This window comes from Caulobacter sp. ALps2 (assembly GCF_058681635.1).
In genome coordinates this window covers 1950722-1967794 of record NZ_CM178743.1, presented here as the reverse complement: position 1 = coordinate 1967794, position 17073 = coordinate 1950722, and the positions used below count along the sequence as shown (strand labels likewise).

At 62.0% G+C, this 17073-nt stretch carries 15 protein-coding genes; 10 read left to right on the top strand and 5 right to left on the bottom strand.

Annotation, left to right across the window (positions count from 1 at the left end; genetic code table 11):
* Positions 1–872: 872 nt before the first annotated feature.
* From ACW173_RS09420 to pip, 4 genes are all read left to right on the top strand, one after another.
* The gene (locus ACW173_RS09420) at positions 873–1946 is read left to right on the top strand and encodes a hypothetical protein (protein ID WP_492084842.1); all 1074 of its coding nucleotides are present in this window, start codon (positions 873–875) and stop codon (positions 1944–1946) included.
* A complete protein-coding gene (locus tag ACW173_RS09415; protein WP_492084841.1) occupies positions 1939–3162 on the top strand; it encodes a hypothetical protein in 1224 nt (407 codons plus the stop codon). Before ACW173_RS09420 ends, ACW173_RS09415 begins: the two co-directional genes overlap by 8 nt.
* Positions 3159–5588, top strand: a complete 2430-nt coding sequence (locus ACW173_RS09410; RefSeq protein ID WP_492084839.1) for a hypothetical protein — start codon at positions 3159–3161, stop codon at positions 5586–5588. Before ACW173_RS09415 ends, ACW173_RS09410 begins: the two co-directional genes overlap by 4 nt.
* Before the next feature lie 92 nt (positions 5589–5680).
* Complete coding sequence (pip, locus tag ACW173_RS09405; protein ID WP_492084837.1) at positions 5681–6769, top strand: prolyl aminopeptidase; 1089 nt, start codon at positions 5681–5683, stop codon at positions 6767–6769.
* On the opposite strand, the gene ACW173_RS09400 is transcribed toward pip, so the two are convergent.
* Positions 6762–7367 (bottom strand): ParB/RepB/Spo0J family partition protein, encoded by a 606-nt coding sequence (locus ACW173_RS09400; protein ID WP_492084835.1) that lies wholly within the window; start codon positions 7365–7367, stop codon positions 6762–6764. The genes pip and ACW173_RS09400 overlap by 8 nt on opposite strands.
* A 333-nt stretch (positions 7368–7700) precedes the next feature.
* On the opposite strand from ACW173_RS09400, the gene ACW173_RS09395 reads away from it, so the two are divergent.
* A complete protein-coding gene (locus ACW173_RS09395) occupies positions 7701–9707 on the top strand; it encodes a hypothetical protein (protein WP_492084833.1) in 2007 nt (668 codons plus the stop codon).
* Positions 9708–9727: 20 nt separating this feature from the next.
* Positions 9728–10126, top strand: coding sequence for a DUF7662 domain-containing protein (locus ACW173_RS09390; protein WP_492084831.1), 399 nt, complete (start codon positions 9728–9730; stop codon positions 10124–10126).
* A gap of 17 nt (positions 10127–10143) precedes the next feature.
* Here the strand turns inward: ACW173_RS09390 and ACW173_RS09385 are convergent, their stop codons facing one another.
* Positions 10144–11472, bottom strand: coding sequence for a hypothetical protein (locus tag ACW173_RS09385; RefSeq protein ID WP_492084829.1), 1329 nt, complete (start codon positions 11470–11472; stop codon positions 10144–10146).
* Between the two features lie 413 nt (positions 11473–11885).
* Between ACW173_RS09385 and ACW173_RS09380 the strand changes: the two genes are divergently transcribed.
* Complete coding sequence (locus tag ACW173_RS09380; protein WP_492084827.1) at positions 11886–12653, top strand: helix-turn-helix domain-containing protein; 768 nt, start codon at positions 11886–11888, stop codon at positions 12651–12653.
* A 64-nt stretch (positions 12654–12717) separates the two neighbouring features.
* Here ACW173_RS09380 and ACW173_RS09375 read toward each other — a convergent pair whose 3' ends face one another.
* Together ACW173_RS09375 and ACW173_RS09370 are read right to left on the bottom strand one after the other, a co-directional pair.
* Positions 12718–13581 (bottom strand): ImmA/IrrE family metallo-endopeptidase, encoded by an 864-nt coding sequence (locus ACW173_RS09375; RefSeq protein ID WP_492084825.1) that lies wholly within the window; start codon positions 13579–13581, stop codon positions 12718–12720.
* Entirely contained in the window at positions 13574–13954 is a 381-nt protein-coding gene (locus ACW173_RS09370) for a helix-turn-helix domain-containing protein (RefSeq protein WP_492084823.1), read from the bottom strand. Before ACW173_RS09370 ends, ACW173_RS09375 begins: the two co-directional genes overlap by 8 nt.
* A gap of 182 nt (positions 13955–14136) precedes the next feature.
* Between ACW173_RS09370 and ACW173_RS09365 the strand changes: the two genes are divergently transcribed.
* The 3 genes from ACW173_RS09365 to ACW173_RS09355 are packed head-to-tail and all read left to right on the top strand — an operon-like array spanning position 14137 to position 16654.
* The gene (locus ACW173_RS09365) at positions 14137–14913 is read left to right on the top strand and encodes a multiubiquitin domain-containing protein (protein WP_492084822.1); all 777 of its coding nucleotides are present in this window, start codon (positions 14137–14139) and stop codon (positions 14911–14913) included.
* Entirely contained in the window at positions 14910–16316 is a 1407-nt protein-coding gene (locus ACW173_RS09360) for a ThiF family adenylyltransferase (RefSeq protein WP_492084820.1), read from the top strand. Before ACW173_RS09365 ends, ACW173_RS09360 begins: the two co-directional genes overlap by 4 nt.
* Positions 16313–16654: a ubiquitination-like system serine protease family protein gene (locus ACW173_RS09355; RefSeq protein ID WP_492084819.1), complete on the top strand. Its 342-nt coding sequence runs from the start codon at positions 16313–16315 to the stop codon at positions 16652–16654. Before ACW173_RS09360 ends, ACW173_RS09355 begins: the two co-directional genes overlap by 4 nt.
* Before the next feature lie 39 nt (positions 16655–16693).
* Here ACW173_RS09355 and ACW173_RS09350 read toward each other — a convergent pair whose 3' ends face one another.
* Entirely contained in the window at positions 16694–17050 is a 357-nt protein-coding gene (locus ACW173_RS09350) for a hypothetical protein (RefSeq protein WP_492084817.1), read from the bottom strand.
* Between the last annotated feature and the right edge of the window lie 23 nt (positions 17051–17073).

Here is a 17073-nt window from a genome sequence, read left to right as displayed (position 1 = left end):
TTTCGCTGAAGCTGCGAGCATGTGGCGACGCGCGTCAAGATTGCGCCGACGTCCAGCGGGTGAGCTTGGCGTCGTCCGGCCTGATCCCGAAGATCTCGACCCGCCTATGATCTTTCATCCAGCGCGGCCAGATCTCGGCATTGGTGACGCCGTATGGCGCGGCTGGAGCAACAGGTGCGGGGCATGAGCCGAGGGCCAGGCCGGCGCGTGGGCGATCTCACGTCGCGCCGGTGATCAAGATTCGCAGACCAGCGCCTCGCGTGATGGGTTTTCGCGAAAGGTGATCGGCTTTCGCGCTTGCCCTCTAGAGTGGCTCGCACGCTTGCGGAAACCAACCGCTCGGACCCTCATCAGGGGGCGCCAGATCCCGCCCAGGTTCTGGCCTGTCTGGAGAGTCTGGAGCGTAACGTTCAGCAACTGCTCAAGACCGAGTGGGACAAGTGCAAGCTCGAAGCTCGCACAGGCCAGTTACAGGATACGCCGCGCTGAGCGTTGGGGATCGGATGGTCAGATTATATCGGCTCGACGTTTTGATATGGATCAGCGTCCGGAGCGCCGCGCGTGGCGTTGCGCGCCCGATCGAGCGGCTAGGTCCGCCGCCACGCGCGATAGTTGACGCCGGACCGTTCGACCGCCGCTTGCTGGGTCCAGCCGAGTGATTTGCCGCGCGCGACTGATCGAAAGGCAATCACCCAGCACGGCACCTTGCCTCACTTAAGCGCGAGTCCAGCACGGAGAACCGCAGATAGGTTGCGATAGCAAATAACATCGTTACATTATTGTTAATCGCTGTCCGAGGGGGGCAAGTGGCGCGGGTTCCTTATCAACGGGTGCGATCACGGCCACCCTATGTGGCACGCAAGAGCGATGACGTGCTCCTCAGGGCCGCAGATCGGCCAGAGACCGTCCTTGTCGTCTCCGGCGGCGGAGCGCGGCGGGGCGTCAGCCGCACCCTCCACCAATTCGTCCGACGGGCCCCCACGACCAATTTCCTGGGCGGCAAGAACCGCTATCCGATCGTCTTCGATTTCATCCCTCATTCGTTCCTGCCATTGCCGGAGCATCTGGTGGTGATGCGAAACCTCGTCGTCGGCGCCTTCAACCGAACCTTTGGCGTGACGGCGGTCGGATCTTACTTTTTCGAATTCGACGCCGCGTACCGTCTCTGGCTGAAACTGGAGGAAATCGACGCGAGCGACGCGACAGCGCTGACCCCCACGAAGCGCGCCAAGGTCGCCAAGGGCGTGGCCAAGCTGGTCGTGACGATCTCGACAGCCGGCACGTTCGAGATTGTCGGACCGCTCAAGCACATCGCCGAGTTGGCGAAGACTTACGGCTGGGGAGCGGCGGCGTCTTTCGATGCGGCACGGGACAAGATGGTCGAACGCACTTTCGAGGCGCGGCTACACAACCTGCAAGTCTTGGTTCACGGCGTCATCGCCCCGCGCATCAGCAAACGGATCAAGGCGGCCAAGGCCGATGACGCTCTGATGCCGGCCGATCTCGCTTGGATCATGCAGGAGCTCTTCGTCGTCGCGATGGCGCGCGCTCAACGCGATATCGGCGAGAAAGGCATCATGCTGCTGGCTGCCGACGCCATCGACGAAATCGCCGACGATCACGATGAAGACGACGGTCACAACCAATTGGCGCGCACCGTCTTCGCTGGCGTTCTCCAAGCCTGCGCCGGGCGTGATATCTCGGCCATCGTCTGCGGGCGAAGGGCCGGTCCCCGATGGTGCGAAGAACTGGAACTGCAAGGCTTTAAGGAGGAGGACATCGGGCTTTTGAGCAAACACGATATCGGCGTTCGACTTGAACAGGCCGGCCTTGAGCCCGCGACCATACAGACCATTCTCGACGCCCTTGGCGACAAGCAAGCCGTCGTGGCCGGCGATTTCGAAAGCGCCTGCCGACGCCTAGTCAAGACATGGCCGAATGGTTGACCGAAGCGTGCCCGCACCGTCGAAGGCCAATCTTTCCGAGCTCTACGGTCAACTGCTGCGCCAAGCCGACAAGGCCCCGGTCAAGGCGCTTGAAAGCTGGCTAGTGTTGTTCGACGCTCAGGCGGCGTACCCGCGATCGGTTCTCGCCACCCATCGGCGCGCTCTTGAACGCCTGATAGCGCGGGCAAGCGCCGGCGCGGGCGCGGGCGCGGGCGCCGAAGAGAAGACCGTGGCCGCCTTGGCCAGGGCGGCGCGCGAACGCCTGGCCAAGACGCCCGTCAAACCGCGATCCTCGACTGAGCCACTTCCCCCTCTAACCCTAACCCCGACGCGGGAGGGCCCGATGAGCGAGATTTCGAGTGCTGGTCCCGACGCGTTCTGCCCGCCCGACCTGCTGCGTCTGCAGAAGGTTGCTCAAAAGTGGGCCTCGGCCGATTTCATCAAATGGCTGGCGGATGGTTTCGCCGCGCTCCAAGACAGCGGACGCCAGTCCCACCTGGCGTTCGCGCCACTGCGACTCTACCCGATGGGGCGTTTCGCGCAGCAATTGGCGGCCTCGATCTCGGAAGCGGCCGAGTTTCATCTGCCCGTGGCCGAGGCGATCATCAAGGCAATCCGCCGTCATTTGACCTCGGGAAGACCGGCCTTGGCGCACGGACATCGCCTCGATGTGCAGTTGTGGACGCTCTACGCTCAGTTCAAAGTCTTTGATCCGCGCGCTGAAATTCCCGCCTCCTATCTCGACCACGCCCTTCGCCAGGTCCGAAAGGACACACCGGATCTGGAGCCGCTCCTGGATGTAATCACCGATACGGTATTCGAGACCGTGCCCTCTCCCTCGCGACAGGCATGGTTCTTTGAGCGGGCGCAGCGCGCGGTCGTCTCGCCGACACTGGACGCGGCGCTGGCCATCGCGCTGCTGAACGAAGCCCAGCGCGACATCGGCAGCGACCAAGACGCGGTCGTGAGCGCGGCGACCCGTTGCAAACGCTTGATCGGAGATCGCGGCGGCGCGGTCGAGGCCAAGCTCGTCGATCTGCTGTCGCAGGGGCGACTGTTCGATGAGGGCCGGCAGGCTTTCAGCCGCCCTGTCGGCAACGTTCTGATGCTGCGCACCGGTATCGAGCGGCTGGCTCGCGCGGGCGAGGTCACGACGGCCAAGCAACCCGTCCCCATCAAGTTGGAGGAGACGTGGTTCGCCGCGGCGATGGTATGACCGGACAGCACTCCAGAGCCTACATCAACGCCTCTCGCCGACTGATGCAGTATGTGGCGATCAATCGCTCCGATAGCGAGTTCGCTAAGCACGGCGAGATCGTCTACATTTTCGACACCAGCGTTCTCGAGGCCTATTGGCGACGAGAACCGAACGCGATCGGCGGCCGCTATGGGATCGACGCGCTCCTGACGGAAAACGCCTCGCGCTACAGTTCCTGGATCGCGCTCAAATTCCTCTTCGAGCACCGACTGCCCGGTATGGAGGGCGCTGCGTTCTTGAGCCCGGCGCATTGGAATGAGGCCTTCGACCGCCTGAGCAAGCTCGAGACGGAAATCCGGCAGGGCTTCAAGACCAAGACCGCCGGCGGCGAGAAAGGCGAAAAGCCTGGCGTCGACGAGGCCGCGCGCCTCGACGCCAAGCTGAAATCGCTTCTGGCCAAAAGCAGCAACCCCCTGGATCTGATCGAAGAAGCCAAGAAGGAAGGCCTGGACGACGACTTCACCAAGATCATGGCGGCGATTTCGTCCAGCGAGCGGGTCAAGCGCCTGTTCGTGAACGGGCGCTCAGGTGAGGCAAGCGTCCGGGACCTGACCTTCTGCGATCGCTACTGGAACCCGACCGACTATCCCGTGCGGCACGAAGATTTTCGTCGATGGAACGCCAAGATCGCCATGCGTCGGGCGGAGATGGACGCAGAGCGACGAGCAGCCATCCGGCCAGTGCAGCAGGGGGACGGCTCGCGCCATGACAGTCCCAAAAGCGACAGCGCCAAAAGCGACAATTCTCGCAACAACGAAAACGACGCCATCACCTTGGCGACCATTCAAGCGCTCTACCGCGATCACAAAACTGTCGGCTCGGACGTCAAAACGCTGTTCGTCTTCGTCACGCCGGACGCGGCGCTGCACGCTGCTTTTCAGGACTTGGCGCCACAGCTTGCCGAGGAGGGGGTGCCTTACTTCCTCCGCCACCCGCAGATCTACACGCCGCTGCTCAACCACATGAACATGTCCAACGATGCCACGGCGACTCGGTATGGCGTGCAGAAGCTTCGACGGGTCTTCGAAGGGGTCGAGACGGCCCTCGACATGCTGTTTCCGTTCGCCGAGACCGACCAGACGGTGGCCCAGCAGATCGGGTCGCTGCAACTGCCGCTGGAGGACAATATCGCCTCTTGGTCGCGCACCGCGGAGACGATCTGCCTGGCCAACAGCCACTACATCCTCTCCGACATCGGCGGTGAATATGTGTCGGCTGAGAACATCGCCAAGCTGCTCAGCACGCCAGATGTACGCGAGGCGGCCGCGACGTCGGTTAGCGGCGACATCGCGCTCATCCGCGACGATCACATTCAAACGATGTCGGCGCTCGCGCTTCAGTCCCTAGCGTCGATCAAGTTGACGGAGGGGGCGCCGCTCTATCGCGCGCCGGTCAAGTTGCTGGACATCGACATTCCCGCGGCGTTGGGCATTCACGTCGATCGGCGACAGGTCCGTCACATGGCGCCGATGGACGCTCTGCTCAGGAGCCTCAGCGCCGACGACACCGCGCAATTCCAGCGCATCTATCACGACATGCGCAACGCCTGGCACGACCCCGCGCGCCGCGCAGCCGCTCAATTGCTAGCCAGTTGCATCTACTTCGCCGTCGATGCCTGGGATTCGGCGCGAACCTGCGCCGAGCTCTGCCATGATGGTTTGCAGAGCGCCCAGCAGCGCCGCAGCCCCTGGAAGCGGGAGGCGCGCTACTGCGAGGCCCTTGCCATTCGCATGCAGTTGCGCTCCGGCTCTGAGGTCACCCGCGGCCGCCAGCTTCTGTTGAAGAATTTGGCGACCGCGCCGCAATCCTTGGCCAAGCTTAGGGACATGGTCGAGTTGTCGGCGCTGGTGCTGACCGCCGCGATCGTCCAGACCATCGAGGACGACCTGCAGCACGTGTCGGTCGATACCCCGTTCATCAACCTCATCGACCGCGGCGAGCTTTCGGCCGACTTCGAGGACGCGCTACAAGATATCGACGACGTCCTGCGCGACCTGGAAAACTTCGAGACCGAAAGCGACGACGGCACCGCCACGCGCGTTCGGCTGCAGGCCGAGACCAATCGCCTGGGCGGCCTCATCTTCCATCATCTCATTGGCGCTCGACTGAGCCCAGAGCCTGTGGACCGCAACGCCATGCGCAAGGCGCTGCAGAATCTGGAAGCGACGCTCGACTCCAGTCGCAACGCGCGCTCGATGACCGCGCGAACCTATACCGAGGTGGCCAAGTTCCTATTGTCGATGGATCGGGAAGCGGGGGCGCGAGCGCTGGATCTTCTGACGGCGTCCAAGCTCAGGGACGTGGAGCTATCGCGCGCCGACCAAGCCGAGATCGACTTCTTCGTTCGCAAGCTGAGCGCCAGCTTGGGCGTGATGGCCGCGTGAGGCGACATGGCTAGGGCGATAGCAAGAGCGCGAACGCAAGGCTCTGTCGGCGCGACCGGAGCTCCAGTGCGCCGCACGAGGGATCAGGGCTGATGGATTTTTCGACGCTTCAGGCCGTCAGCAAGGTTTCCAACGAATGGAAATATCCTCAAAGGCCGGCGAACCGCAGCGGCTGGCTTCAAGTGGACCAGAGCCCCGAACATAAACTCTATTGGGAAGAATACGGCGATCCCGCCGGCGAGCCGGTCATGTTCCTCCACGGCGGCCCGGGCGGCGCCTGCGCGCCGGTGATGGCGCGCTTCTTTGATCCGGCGCGCTACCGCGTGATCCTATTTGACCAGCGCGGTTGCGGCAAAAGCCAACCCAATGTGGCGACGGCCGGTCCGCAAGCGGCGCTGGCCCACAACACCACCGACTTCTTGGTCGATGACATCAATTGCCTGCGCGAGGCACTGGACGTGAACGGTAGGATGCACGTGTTCGGCGGCAGTTGGGGCAGCACGTTGGCGCTGGTCTACGCCATCCGACACCCGCAGAATGTCGCCTCCCTGATCCTGCGCGGCGTCTTCCTCGGGGCCAAGGAGGACCTGCTGTATATGTATCAGGGCAACGCGGCGACCTTCGAGGAAAGGCCCTACGCCCTCACCGCGCCGGGTAGCTATATCAGCTACCCCGATGAGTGGAAGGCCTTCGTCGAGGTCATCCCTCCGGCCGCGCGCAGCGACATCATGGGGGCCTACAAATCAATTTTCGACATGGTCCCGGCGGATGAATCCCAGAGCGCCCATCAACTCTCCGCCGCTCTGGCCTGGTCGATCTGGGAGGGCGCCATTTCCAACCTCATCCCCGAGCGGGGGGATCCGGGAAAGTTCGGCGAGGCGGCCTTCGCCCTGTGCTTCGCCCAGATTGAAGCTCACTTCTTCGCCAATCATCTGTTTTTGGAACCCGACTACATCGTCGGCAACGTCGAAAAGCTCGCCCAGCTTCCGATCCATGTCGTGCATGGGCGTTTTGACCAGGTCTGTCCGCTCTCCCAGGCCTCGCGGTTCGTCGCCGCGCTTGAAACCATCGGCGCGCCCCCGAAAACCTTTGTGAAGACATCCGCCGGCCACAGCGCGCTGGAGGCCCAGACCGTCCTGGCGTTGACCGCCATCATGGATGGCCTTCCTCGCATCAATTGACGGAGAACGCCATCAATTGGTCAAGGCTTACCTCCTCGGCCCGATAGCGCGCGATGAGGTCGGGCGCGACGGCGGCGAGACGCAGTCGTTGGCGCACGACCGACGCGGTGACGCCGAACCGCGCTCCAATCTCTTCGGCGCCCAAGCCCTGGCGCCCGGAGAGGTCGAAGAAGGCTTCGAATTCGTCGGCCGGATGAAGCGGATCGCGCGCAAGGTTCTCATCGAGGCTGACCTCCCCGGCGTCGTTGGCCTCATCCACCAGGCAGCGGACGAGGGCGGTTTTGGGGATCAGCTTGCGCTTGGCCAGCAAGCGCAGGGCCAAGCGCCGACCCTCCCCGGCCGTGACCAGGCCGTAGCCGGTTTCGCTGCCGTCGGGGCGGCGCTCGGGCTTTACCACCGGCAGGTGGATCAAGCCCTTGGCCAGGATCGAGGCGGCGCGCTGTTCGATCACGGCCTCGCTGTGGCCGCCCTTACGGACGTTGTCGGGCGAGCGCTTGAGCTTGTTGAGCGGATAGACGCGCTCCTCCCCGGCGCGAACCGCGCCGCTTGCCGTGAGAACAAAGCCCTTTTCCAGGGCGGTTTGATTGGGCTGGGTCATGACAGGTCTCCCTTTGAGGGTTGGGGTCAGGCGCAAGGCGCGCCTGACCCCTGCCCGTCGGCGAGACCGGGGGGTGCAAACGGAGCGTCGGTTCGCGGGGAACCGCCTGCAGGGCGTCGAGCCCTACGTGCGGATCGCTGCTACGCGCACGCCCGAAGGTGGGCGGAACCGATGCGAAGTGCGCCAGGGGGCAGCGCCCCCAAGCACGCGCTCGCGGCGCGAGCGCAAACAAGAAACAGCCTCTTCTAAAGCCCGAACTCGCACCAGGGGAAAGGCGGGGCTGGCGCGTCTAGATGCTGCGGACGACCCGCTCCGCGCGTGAACTTGAGTGAAATGACTGTTGAATCAAAGGCGTCGAAGAGAACGCCCAAGAAACCTGCCTGCCGCCAGCCAAAAGCCTCCGCAAAGCCGGAGAAGCGTAAACCCGGGTATCCGGCGCGCGCCGTCATCGCCTATCCCAAGGCTCTGTGGGACGACTGGGAAGATCCCCCCACCTTCAGCGAAGCCCTAGACCTGCACATGCGCCGTCACGCCGACACCGGCTATGGCCTCCAGCGGGCGGTCTGCCTGCGAGACGATACGCTCGAGACCACGACCTTCACGTCCTGGCGGCGGGGCGATAAAGCTCCGCGAGGCGCAACGAGCCTTCGGATCCTTGCCGCGCTCGAACGCCGCTGGCGTCTGCCGGCTGGCTACTTCCGGGACAAACTTCCCCATCCCGGCCGAATGGTCGCCGACGCCGAGAGTCTGCCACTTCCGATGTCGGAACGACGTCGGATGGCGTGGCACTTGCCGGATGATTTCGCCCGCCTGCCGCTGGTCAAGCGACAGGAGATCGAGGCCTGGGTGCGAGCGGTGATCCTCTCGGGCCACACGGACTACCGCCGCAATCAGGCCGAAGCGATGAAGCAGAGGTTCGCTCTGCAGTTCACTGGAAACGGCGCACTGAGCGAACTGTCGGCGGGCCCGCCACTTGAGGAGCGGCTCGCTGACCCTGGACTGCGCAGTGTGGGACGCCCGATGGGCGCGGCGCCTGCGCCGCGGGCGCTGAACGACGAAGCGGCCGACCTGTTGGCTTTCAAGACCGCGACACTGACCTCGCGCGGCCGACGTCGCAACGGCGTGTGGAACAACGAGACCGCCGGCCAGAAGATGGAGCACCTCGGCTTGATGATGGGCGCTCTAGCAGCCTGTCCGAGTGGGCCGGTTCGGGGATATGGCGCACCTGTCGGCGCCCTGAGCTTTGGGCTTCTGATCTTTCCGGCGGTCTGGGATTGGTACCTCCAGTGGCGGGAGGGGCGGCGCGGCTTCTTCACCCAATGGGAAACCGAGATGCTGACCGTTGGCGCCTCGCTGAGCCGGCGTGAGACGGGCTGGCTTCGACAGACGCCGCGCCTGGCCGAGCGCTTGCGGCCTATCGAGGGCCTGGTGACAGAGGCCGACGTCCGCGCGGCGGGGGAGGATTGGAACGCCGTCTGCGACGTGCAGCATCACCATCTTCTATTACGGGCCAAGGAAGTCGCGAGGGTGTCGCGGATCCACCGCGATCCGTTTGAGCCGATCCTGCCCATCCTGGAGGCCGACAGCCCTGTCGGCGAGTATCGGAAGATCACCGAGGAAATCCTCAGGCGACGTCCGGACGCCCGCCTCTATCCCACGTCCGCCGCGGAGGCGACGCGCGCATTCCTGATGCTACGCCTGGGCCTTCACCTGGGCCTGCGTCAGAAGAACCTGCGCCAACTTCTCGTTTGCCCGAAGGACAAGATCCCGACGCCGGAGCGTCAGCTTGAGGCGCTCAAGCGCGGCGAGTTGCGCTGGAATGGCCGTGACGCGACCTGGGAAGTGCTGATCCCGGCGGCGGCGTTCAAGAACGCCGGTTCATCGTACTTCCGCAAGAACCCCTTCCGATTGGCGCTCCCCGACTTGGGCGGCCTCTATTCGGAGATCGACGCATATGTAGCCCGCGATCGGCGCATTCTCCTGAAGGGCGCGCCGGACCCCGGCGTGTTTTTCGTCAAGACCATGAAGGCCAAGAGCAAGGACGCCGACTACGACCAAAACACCTTCTACGAAGCCTGGCGTCTCGCGATCCAGCGCTACGGCATCTACAACCCGTACACCGGGCGCGGTGTCATTGAAGGCCTCCTTCCGCATGGCCCTCACAATGTCCGGGACGTTCTGGCCACCCACGTTCTCAAGCAGACCGGCTCGTACGAACAGGCCAGCTATGCGATCCAGGACACGCCGGAAACGATCGCCGAGCATTACGGACGCTTCCTTCCCCAGGACAAAGCCGCCTTGGCCGCGCAGGTTTTAAACCAGGTTTGGAGCCAAGCTTAGTCGCGAACCTAGTCGTCCATATGTGGCCAGTTATTGCGCGATTTACGCTCCAATCGGCCACATATGGACAATTGCGGCATCAATCCTCGAAGCCGCCGTGCGACGGGATGACGCGCCGGCGCCATGCGCCTTGCTCCGCGAAGGAGCGTGGGACAGGGAGATCCATGGCAAAGTACGATCCACTCAAACGCTACCTCTCCCGTCAGAAGACGGCCCGCGTTGATTTGACCTTCCGAGACGTCGAACGGATCATCGGCGCGATGCTGCCCAACAGCGCTACGCGCCCACAGTGGTGGGCCAACGAGGCGTCGCCCGCCTCGACCCACGTCCAAGCCGCGGCCTGGCGGGAGGCGGGCTATAGGGCCTTTCTCGAGGACGGCGAGCGCGTGCGGTTCGAGCGCGCTTCCACCAGCGTCTGATCTGCGGGACCGCGATGTCAGACGAGATTGGGATCCCAGTAGAAGAGATCAATCTTTGCCTTGAAGGCCCGCCGCAGGGCGCTGACGGACTTGATCCGCCCTGGGCGGTTGAGAGCCGCGAAGAAGATGAGATAACCAAGATAAATGTCGAGAAGGTGCTCCTCCAGCGCCATGAAGCTAGATCGCACATCTTCATTGGATGGAGCGTCGCCATGAACCACAGCGCTTCGCCAATGGTAGGCCTGACGCACGGCGTCATAGACCTCGATAGCCCAACGAGGATCGCCGCCACCGGCGACGCAGGCACACCTGCGGGCTAGGTTGTGCGCTTTGTCAGGGCCGTCCAACAGCGACAGCGCCTCAAGGGCCGAGACCATGCGGACTAGCCTGATCTGGTCGTTGGGCTCGGAATAGGTTTCGGCCAACAGACGATTGGCATAGCGCAATCGCTCGAACGTCGGATCGTCCGCGTGCTCGCCATCGATCAGCCAGTAGGCGAAACTCCCCAGCAGCGTCGCGTAGCGCCGAAAGCGACCGTCGAAGTCGTCGGTCCACCCCTCCTCGATCAGCGTGCCCCAAGGGCCGTAGGTGACTGCCAAATGGTGGTTGCCGTCGTCCCGAAGGAGCAAGGCCGAGCTTAAAGTTTCCCAGATGTATCCGCCGCCGATCCGGATGCGAGTTGTCTGGCGGAAGGGGAAAAGCATCCGAATGAGGTTCAGCAGAAACTCGACAGCGTCTCGCCCAGCCTCCCACGCCATCTCGCGCTCGAACCCTTTGATATCGACCAGGACAATGTGGTCGTAAGCGCGAAGATGCCGCCGCCAATCCTTGACCGCTTTGACCCTCACTCCGTCGGCGAGGTGGTTCAGGGCGTCGCGGTGTTCGCGAAAGAACACCGACTTGGACATGATCCGTAGTGGCCCCACCCAAAACGAAGTCCGCTTAGCGGCGGGCGCGAACACGATTGGAAAGACATAGAGGCCGTTGTCGCGTGGCCAGGCGGTCAGGCGCGCCAGGGCGCCCTTGATGACCGCGTCCTCGGACATCTGGCCGGTCTTCTTGGACTTGGGCAATTGAGCAAATAGCGCATCGACCAAGGCCTGGCGCCCGGCCTTGCTACTGAGCTTAAGCTGCAGGCGAGCCTGCTTGAGCAGGACCTCCGCGCTCTTAGCGAGCAATCTGCTTCCATCGTGACTGATTGCCCTTGGCTGATCCGCAGCCGCCGGCAAAATGTCAAAGGGGAATGAAGCCAGGTCATTGCGCTGTATCGCGTCTCGAAGCCTGGCCTGGCTCTCGGCCCACTCCATGATGAAGTCACCAACCAGCGTCTTTAGGGATGGCTTCACTGGTCGTCCTCAGTGTCGGAGCCCTCGCCCTTTTGAGGCGATCCCCGCGATCAACCTCAAGCGATTCGACGCACGGAAGGACCCTTCCGATCCCTAATCGGCAGGAAGGCGAGAGCGTTTGTTCGGTGGAATTAAAAAATCCCCAGAACAAAACCCAGAATAGAGCCGGGAAATTGTCGGGGGCCCTTGCCAGGCACCCGATAAATCATTGATTTTTCAGGAGAAAATGGCGCGCCCGGAACGATTCGAACGTCCGACCCTCAGATTCGTAGGCTGAACGAGCGCTATGATTTCGCAGAACTTTTCTGCAAACCGAGCACTTTGTGGCCCATTGAAATCATTGGGCTTCTCGAACGATCTGCAAACGACTTTGCCGCCCGCCCAGCGCGCTTTAGCAGCTTCGGGAGGCGCGCATGAGCAGCCCTACGAATCCCGGGCGCAGCCTAGTGAGCCTCAAGCTAGCCTGGCAGCAACGCGTGCTCCGGGCGCCAGACCTGAGCGACAAAGCGAAGCTGCTCGGCTGTCAGCTGGTGCATGACTTCGACGAGCGGGGCGTGGCCTGGCGCTCGCAACCCTCAATGGCCGAACTCCTCCAGATGGACATCCGGACAGTCCGGCGAGCCATGAACGAGCTTCGCGATGGAGGATATCTCCACATCAAGGTCAGCCGAGGTAGGGGGCGCGCCAACGAGTACTCGCCCATCTTCTCTGACATCGACGCCCGCCGTCCGGCCGACCAAATCCATGCTGAACCGGCCTCGGAAAACCGGGCGAGCACGTCCGGATATGAGCCGGATAACCGGACACCGGCGTCCGGATTAACTCCCGAAAAGCGGGCGAGACGGACACAAAAAGCGGACAGCCGTGCCCGCCCACTCCCCTATGAATCCAAATACCCCCCTCCCCCCCAGTGCACGCGGGTTAGGAGCGGCTTTCCGGATGCTGATGTTCGACAACGCGTTGCGGAGGCGATCGGCGAAGATGCGACTGCTGCGTATCTTGACCCTGCAGCTTGGAATCCGGCGAAGCGGCAGATCGTTTGTAGGCTTGGTATTGCGGCTGAGCGGCTGAAAGAAAAAGCAGGGGCAGTGCTGAAGGAAATGAACCTTCAGGTCCTCCATGCCTCCGAGCTCCACCGAGAAATCAGCGCGCCCCTTCGATTAGTTTACGCGGCGCGGTAGCCGTCTATCCAGATGCCGCAATGCGCAATAACCAGCGGACAACGCTATGCCGCCATGGATTATCTTATTTCCGACGTTTCGACCTTCCCGGCCAAGGGAGTACACCATCGAGCTCGCGGAGCCCGTAGGCCTCCTCCTCCCAATTCCTCCGGTCAGCTTGTGGCGGCGGCAGATTTTCATCCTCAAACCATAGCAGGGTGAGAGTCTGGTCCCATGAACCCAGGTGCCGAACATCTTCATAGAGCGCGCCGTCACGGTCCCAATCATCGAACCACTCCTCGGGCTCTGATTCTTCTGGCCCAGTGAGGGGGCCTCCCGCACGAACCCGGTAACTGTAGGAATTGCGCGGCAGGTCCATGCCGATCCGGACCCAGGCCTTAGCGTCTCTAAGCGACGTTGAACGCGCGCAATAACGAACCTTGCCGCCCTCAGAAAGAACGAAGCCGCAAAGTTCCCGCGAGAAGGTGGCGAAGCGAGACGCTGTGGAAACTAACGAAGCGTCGAACTCCTCTGCTAGGTCGCTGACAGCGGCGAGACCCATATCAGCCGTATCGACCCGCGGCTTGAAGAGCTTGTAAGGAAGCAGCAGCTCGGCGGCGAAGATATCGCAGGCGATCTCACCTTTCGGCCGACGCGCAAAACTCCAGCTCGGCGCCGTGTGATCGGCGGCGATGCCGAGCGCCTCGTGCGCCACCTCATGACATACGCTAAATCGTTGGCGGCGGCCGTTATGGGCACAGTTTACGCAAATACGATATTTGCCTTTAGGGTCACGAAAGGACCAAGCGTCCTCTCCCTCTCCGAGGACATCAGCCTTTACCACGCCGCCGATCTGCGCCGCATATGCGTCGACTGAAACTGGTAGGGCGATAGGCCCGCATTGCGCAATGAACTCTCGCGCCTTCATGACGACGGCGAGTTCATCCATCATCATCCTCCTGCATGTAACGGCGTATCCGGCTGAGAGACGTCGCGTAGTCGGGCCGAGCTCCACGATTCACTACTGTCGTAAGCATATGAAACTCTGCAAAAGATACTTTTTCGTCGCCCTTCACGAATTCGACCAGGGCTGGATCAATATTAGAATTATTAGCGAGAAACCTTAGGATCTCGGCATTCCGCTCCGATAGTGCGAGAGCACCGATCAACTTTTCCAACACTTCCGCTGAGGGGGATTCCTTCGCCCCAGTTTCAAGCCGGTAGATGTAGGCGTGATCGACTTTACTGCGGTCTGCTAACTCCCGCAGGCTTTGATGACCCCGCAGCTCCTTGAGCCAATTGCCTAACGCGGACTCCGGCATCCGCCCTCCTTGACATTTACCATTACCCACCACATTCTGTTGTCCATACAGACAACACGCCTCAAACTGGCTATGCCGAGCGAGGCGTTTTTTAGGGCCCGCATGTTGTCTGGCCGGACAGCAAATTGCCAGCCGGCGGGGTGAATCGCAAGCGCCGCATTAGCGGAGAAGGACGAAATACGATGGAAACGAAGGATCACGCTGAACCGGAGACCGCTCGCCTCCTTGAAAAGGCGGAAGAGCTGATCGAGGAGGCTGAGGCGCTGCTCGACATGGTCATCGACCTGGAGCAGCACTGCAAGACCGGTACGAGGGCGCCTCTTGCAAGGAGCTACAAGTTCAAGGTCAACGACTCGGTTATCGTTTGGGACAAGCCTACCGTGACGCCACGGGAAGCGTTGACCAAGGCCGGCCTTCTCCCGCCAGATAACTACAACGTCCGCCTCAAGGTCGCCGGGGGGAAGCCGGAGCCGATCGGCCTCGACGTCTCCGTGGATTTGCGACGCCCCGGCGTGGAAAAGTTCCGCGCCATCAAAAAGGGGCAGGGCGAGGGTGAAGCCCTGGGGCGGCGCGATGCGCCGGCCCTGGACCAGGATCGCGCCTTCCTCGACGGCTATTCCGCAGGTTGGGAGTTGATCATCGACGGCTCCACCTGGGTCCTAATCCCAGATTTCCAACTGCCCGAGGGCTTCACAGAGACCAAGGTGACGCTAGCGATCCGCATGGAGGGAGGCTACCCGCTTGCGCCGTTGGACATGTTCTACGTGTTCCCTGAGATCCGCCGCGCCGATGGGAAGCCGATCCGGCAGGCCGACGTGATCCAGCAAATCGATGGGCGCGCCTTTCAACGCTGGTCCCGTCACCGCACCGAGACAAATCCCTGGGTGCCTGGCCAGGACTGCTTGGAGACTCACATCTATCTCGTCGAGGACGCCCTCGCTGAAGAACTCTTGAAATGAACACGAGAGTCTCGCTCACCCTGACTGGCGATCAACACGATGAACTGAAGCGGCATTTGCTGCCGGGCGACGGCCTGGAGGCCGTTGCCTTCATTGCGTGTGGCCGTGCAGCCGGAGCCGAACGGCACCGCCTAGTCGCGCGATCGATTCACCCGATCCCGCATGAGCGCTGCCAACGCGCGGCGAATAACGTCAACTGGAATGCTGAAGACATAGAGGCGTTAATTGAGGATGCCGAAGCGAAGGGCCTGTCCCTTGTAAAGGTACATAGCCATCCTCAGGGCTTCCCCGCCTTTTCCTCGATCGATGACGAGAGCGACTCGGAGTTGCTGCCGACAATCCGCTCCTGGGTCGAAGCCGACATCCCCCACGCCAGCACCATCATGCTACCTGACGGTCGGATGTTTGGTCGCTATCTGTGGCGTGGGTCGGAGCTGCAGGACATAGAGCTCATAAACGTCGTGGGCCATGATCTGCATTTCTGGTGGCATGGCGACGACCCGACGCCGCGTCCTCACTATGGCGCCTCGCAAGACCAAGCCTTTGGTGAAGGCACGACGCGCATGCTCGGCAGGCTGCGAATCGGCGTGGGCGGCGCCTCCGGAACGGGGAGCCCCACAATCGAACAGCTAAGGCGGCTAGGTGTAGGCGAGATCGTTCCGATCGATGACGACTATATCGAAGACCGCAATCTCAACCGCATCACGTATGCAACGACCGAGCACGCCGAGAACGCAACGCTGAAGGTGGAGGCCCTTAAGCATGAGAGCGATCGGCAAGGTCTTGGCGTCAAGATAATTCCGATCCCCAAAGACTTGGGCAGCCCCGAGGCCCTCAGGGCGCTGTCACAATGCGATGTGATATTTGGATGCGTTGATACCGCGACGGGAAGACTTATAATGAACCTGTGCGCGACCCACTACATTCAACCCTATTTCGACATGGGTATTCTGTTAGATGCCGTTCAGGAAGGTCCTGATCGCGGTAAAATCCAGGATATCTTGGGCACCGTGAACTATCTAATCCCTGGAAAATCGAGCTTGATATCGCGGGAGGCATTTTCGCTGCAGGACGTTTCGACCGAAGAAATCCACAAACGCGACCCGATCGCTGCCGCCCAGCAGATTCAAGATAAGTATATTAAGGGGCTACAAGTGCAGAGACCGGCCGTGATCAGCGTTAACATGTTAATGTCGTCGCTTGCGGTGAACGATTTCTTGGCCCGGTTGCACCCCTATCGAAAGGTTCCGAACTCGGAGATCGCTGCAATCGAGTTCAGCCTCGCCGAAATCCGAATGACAGCCGACGAAGAACTGGATGATTGCCCGCTGATGTCGCGCTTTGTTGGCCACGGGGATCGCTCGCCGTGGCTGGGCCTGCCGCAGCTGGGTCCGCTGCTATGAAGCGGCTCACAACATCGCTGGCGGCTTTCTGGGCTTGGCTCCTGGGCCTCTTTGATCGTCCCTATCGGTTTGAAGTCAACGAGGCGACCTTTCCGAAAAACCTTCGCAGGCGCCGCATCTACATCCTCACCGAAGATGGTGAAGCCTGGGAGGCGCGCATGATCTGTCCGTGCGGTTGCGGCGAACCGCTCGATCTGAATCTCATTCCAGACGACCACCCGACTTGGAACGCGACGACGGATAGTCAGGGCCGCGCGACCCTTCACCCATCGATCTGGCGCCATGTAGGCTGCCGTTCACATTTCTGGATACGAAATGGGCGCGTCATCTGGGTGTAGCTCAGGCCTGCGCGCGATGGCTCACGCCCAGGCAGCGACCTACTTCGAATTCTTACCCACTAGGGTCGCGCCCACGGAGATAAAATCTGCTGCGAGCGTACTAAACATCTCACGGTATTCAGGCGACAGCGCCTTGCTAACGCCATTGATCTGCCGGGCCTTCTTCGCGGGGGCAGGCGGCTCGGCTGGAATCCGCTCGACGGTCACCGCCTCAACAGATTCGGCGTTGGCCAACGTAGCAATCGACCAGGCGTTTAGGCGCGCAGCGGCACCGCGCGCGGATTTAACAGTTTTGGCAGCGTTGGTTTCGCTCGTACCAAGCAGAGTCCACTGCGAGCTAGTACCAGACACCGCAACCCCACGAACGAGAAGCGGATCCTTCTCAAGGTTGGTCATCGTCCTGCGTTCCCCTCGCGAGC

Coding starts and splice junctions, on each gene's coding strand:
- ACW173_RS09415 (WP_492084841.1), top strand. CDS start 1,939: ATGGTTGACCGAAGCGTGCCCGCACCGTCGAAGGCCAATCTTTCCGAG.
- ACW173_RS09410 (WP_492084839.1), top strand. CDS start 3,159: ATGACCGGACAGCACTCCAGAGCCTACATCAACGCCTCTCGCCGACTG.
- pip (WP_492084837.1), top strand. CDS start 5,681: ATGGATTTTTCGACGCTTCAGGCCGTCAGCAAGGTTTCCAACGAATGG.
- ACW173_RS09400 (WP_492084835.1), bottom strand. CDS start 7,367: ATGACCCAGCCCAATCAAACCGCCCTGGAAAAGGGCTTTGTTCTCACG.
- ACW173_RS09395 (WP_492084833.1), top strand. CDS start 7,701: ATGACTGTTGAATCAAAGGCGTCGAAGAGAACGCCCAAGAAACCTGCC.
- ACW173_RS09390 (WP_492084831.1), top strand. CDS start 9,728: ATGTGGCCAGTTATTGCGCGATTTACGCTCCAATCGGCCACATATGGA.
- ACW173_RS09380 (WP_492084827.1), top strand. CDS start 11,886: ATGAGCAGCCCTACGAATCCCGGGCGCAGCCTAGTGAGCCTCAAGCTA.
- ACW173_RS09375 (WP_492084825.1), bottom strand. CDS start 13,581: ATGGATGAACTCGCCGTCGTCATGAAGGCGCGAGAGTTCATTGCGCAA.
- ACW173_RS09370 (WP_492084823.1), bottom strand. CDS start 13,954: ATGCCGGAGTCCGCGTTAGGCAATTGGCTCAAGGAGCTGCGGGGTCAT.
- ACW173_RS09365 (WP_492084822.1), top strand. CDS start 14,137: ATGGAAACGAAGGATCACGCTGAACCGGAGACCGCTCGCCTCCTTGAA.
- ACW173_RS09360 (WP_492084820.1), top strand. CDS start 14,910: ATGAACACGAGAGTCTCGCTCACCCTGACTGGCGATCAACACGATGAA.
- ACW173_RS09355 (WP_492084819.1), top strand. CDS start 16,313: ATGAAGCGGCTCACAACATCGCTGGCGGCTTTCTGGGCTTGGCTCCTG.
- ACW173_RS09350 (WP_492084817.1), bottom strand. CDS start 17,050: ATGACCAACCTTGAGAAGGATCCGCTTCTCGTTCGTGGGGTTGCGGTG.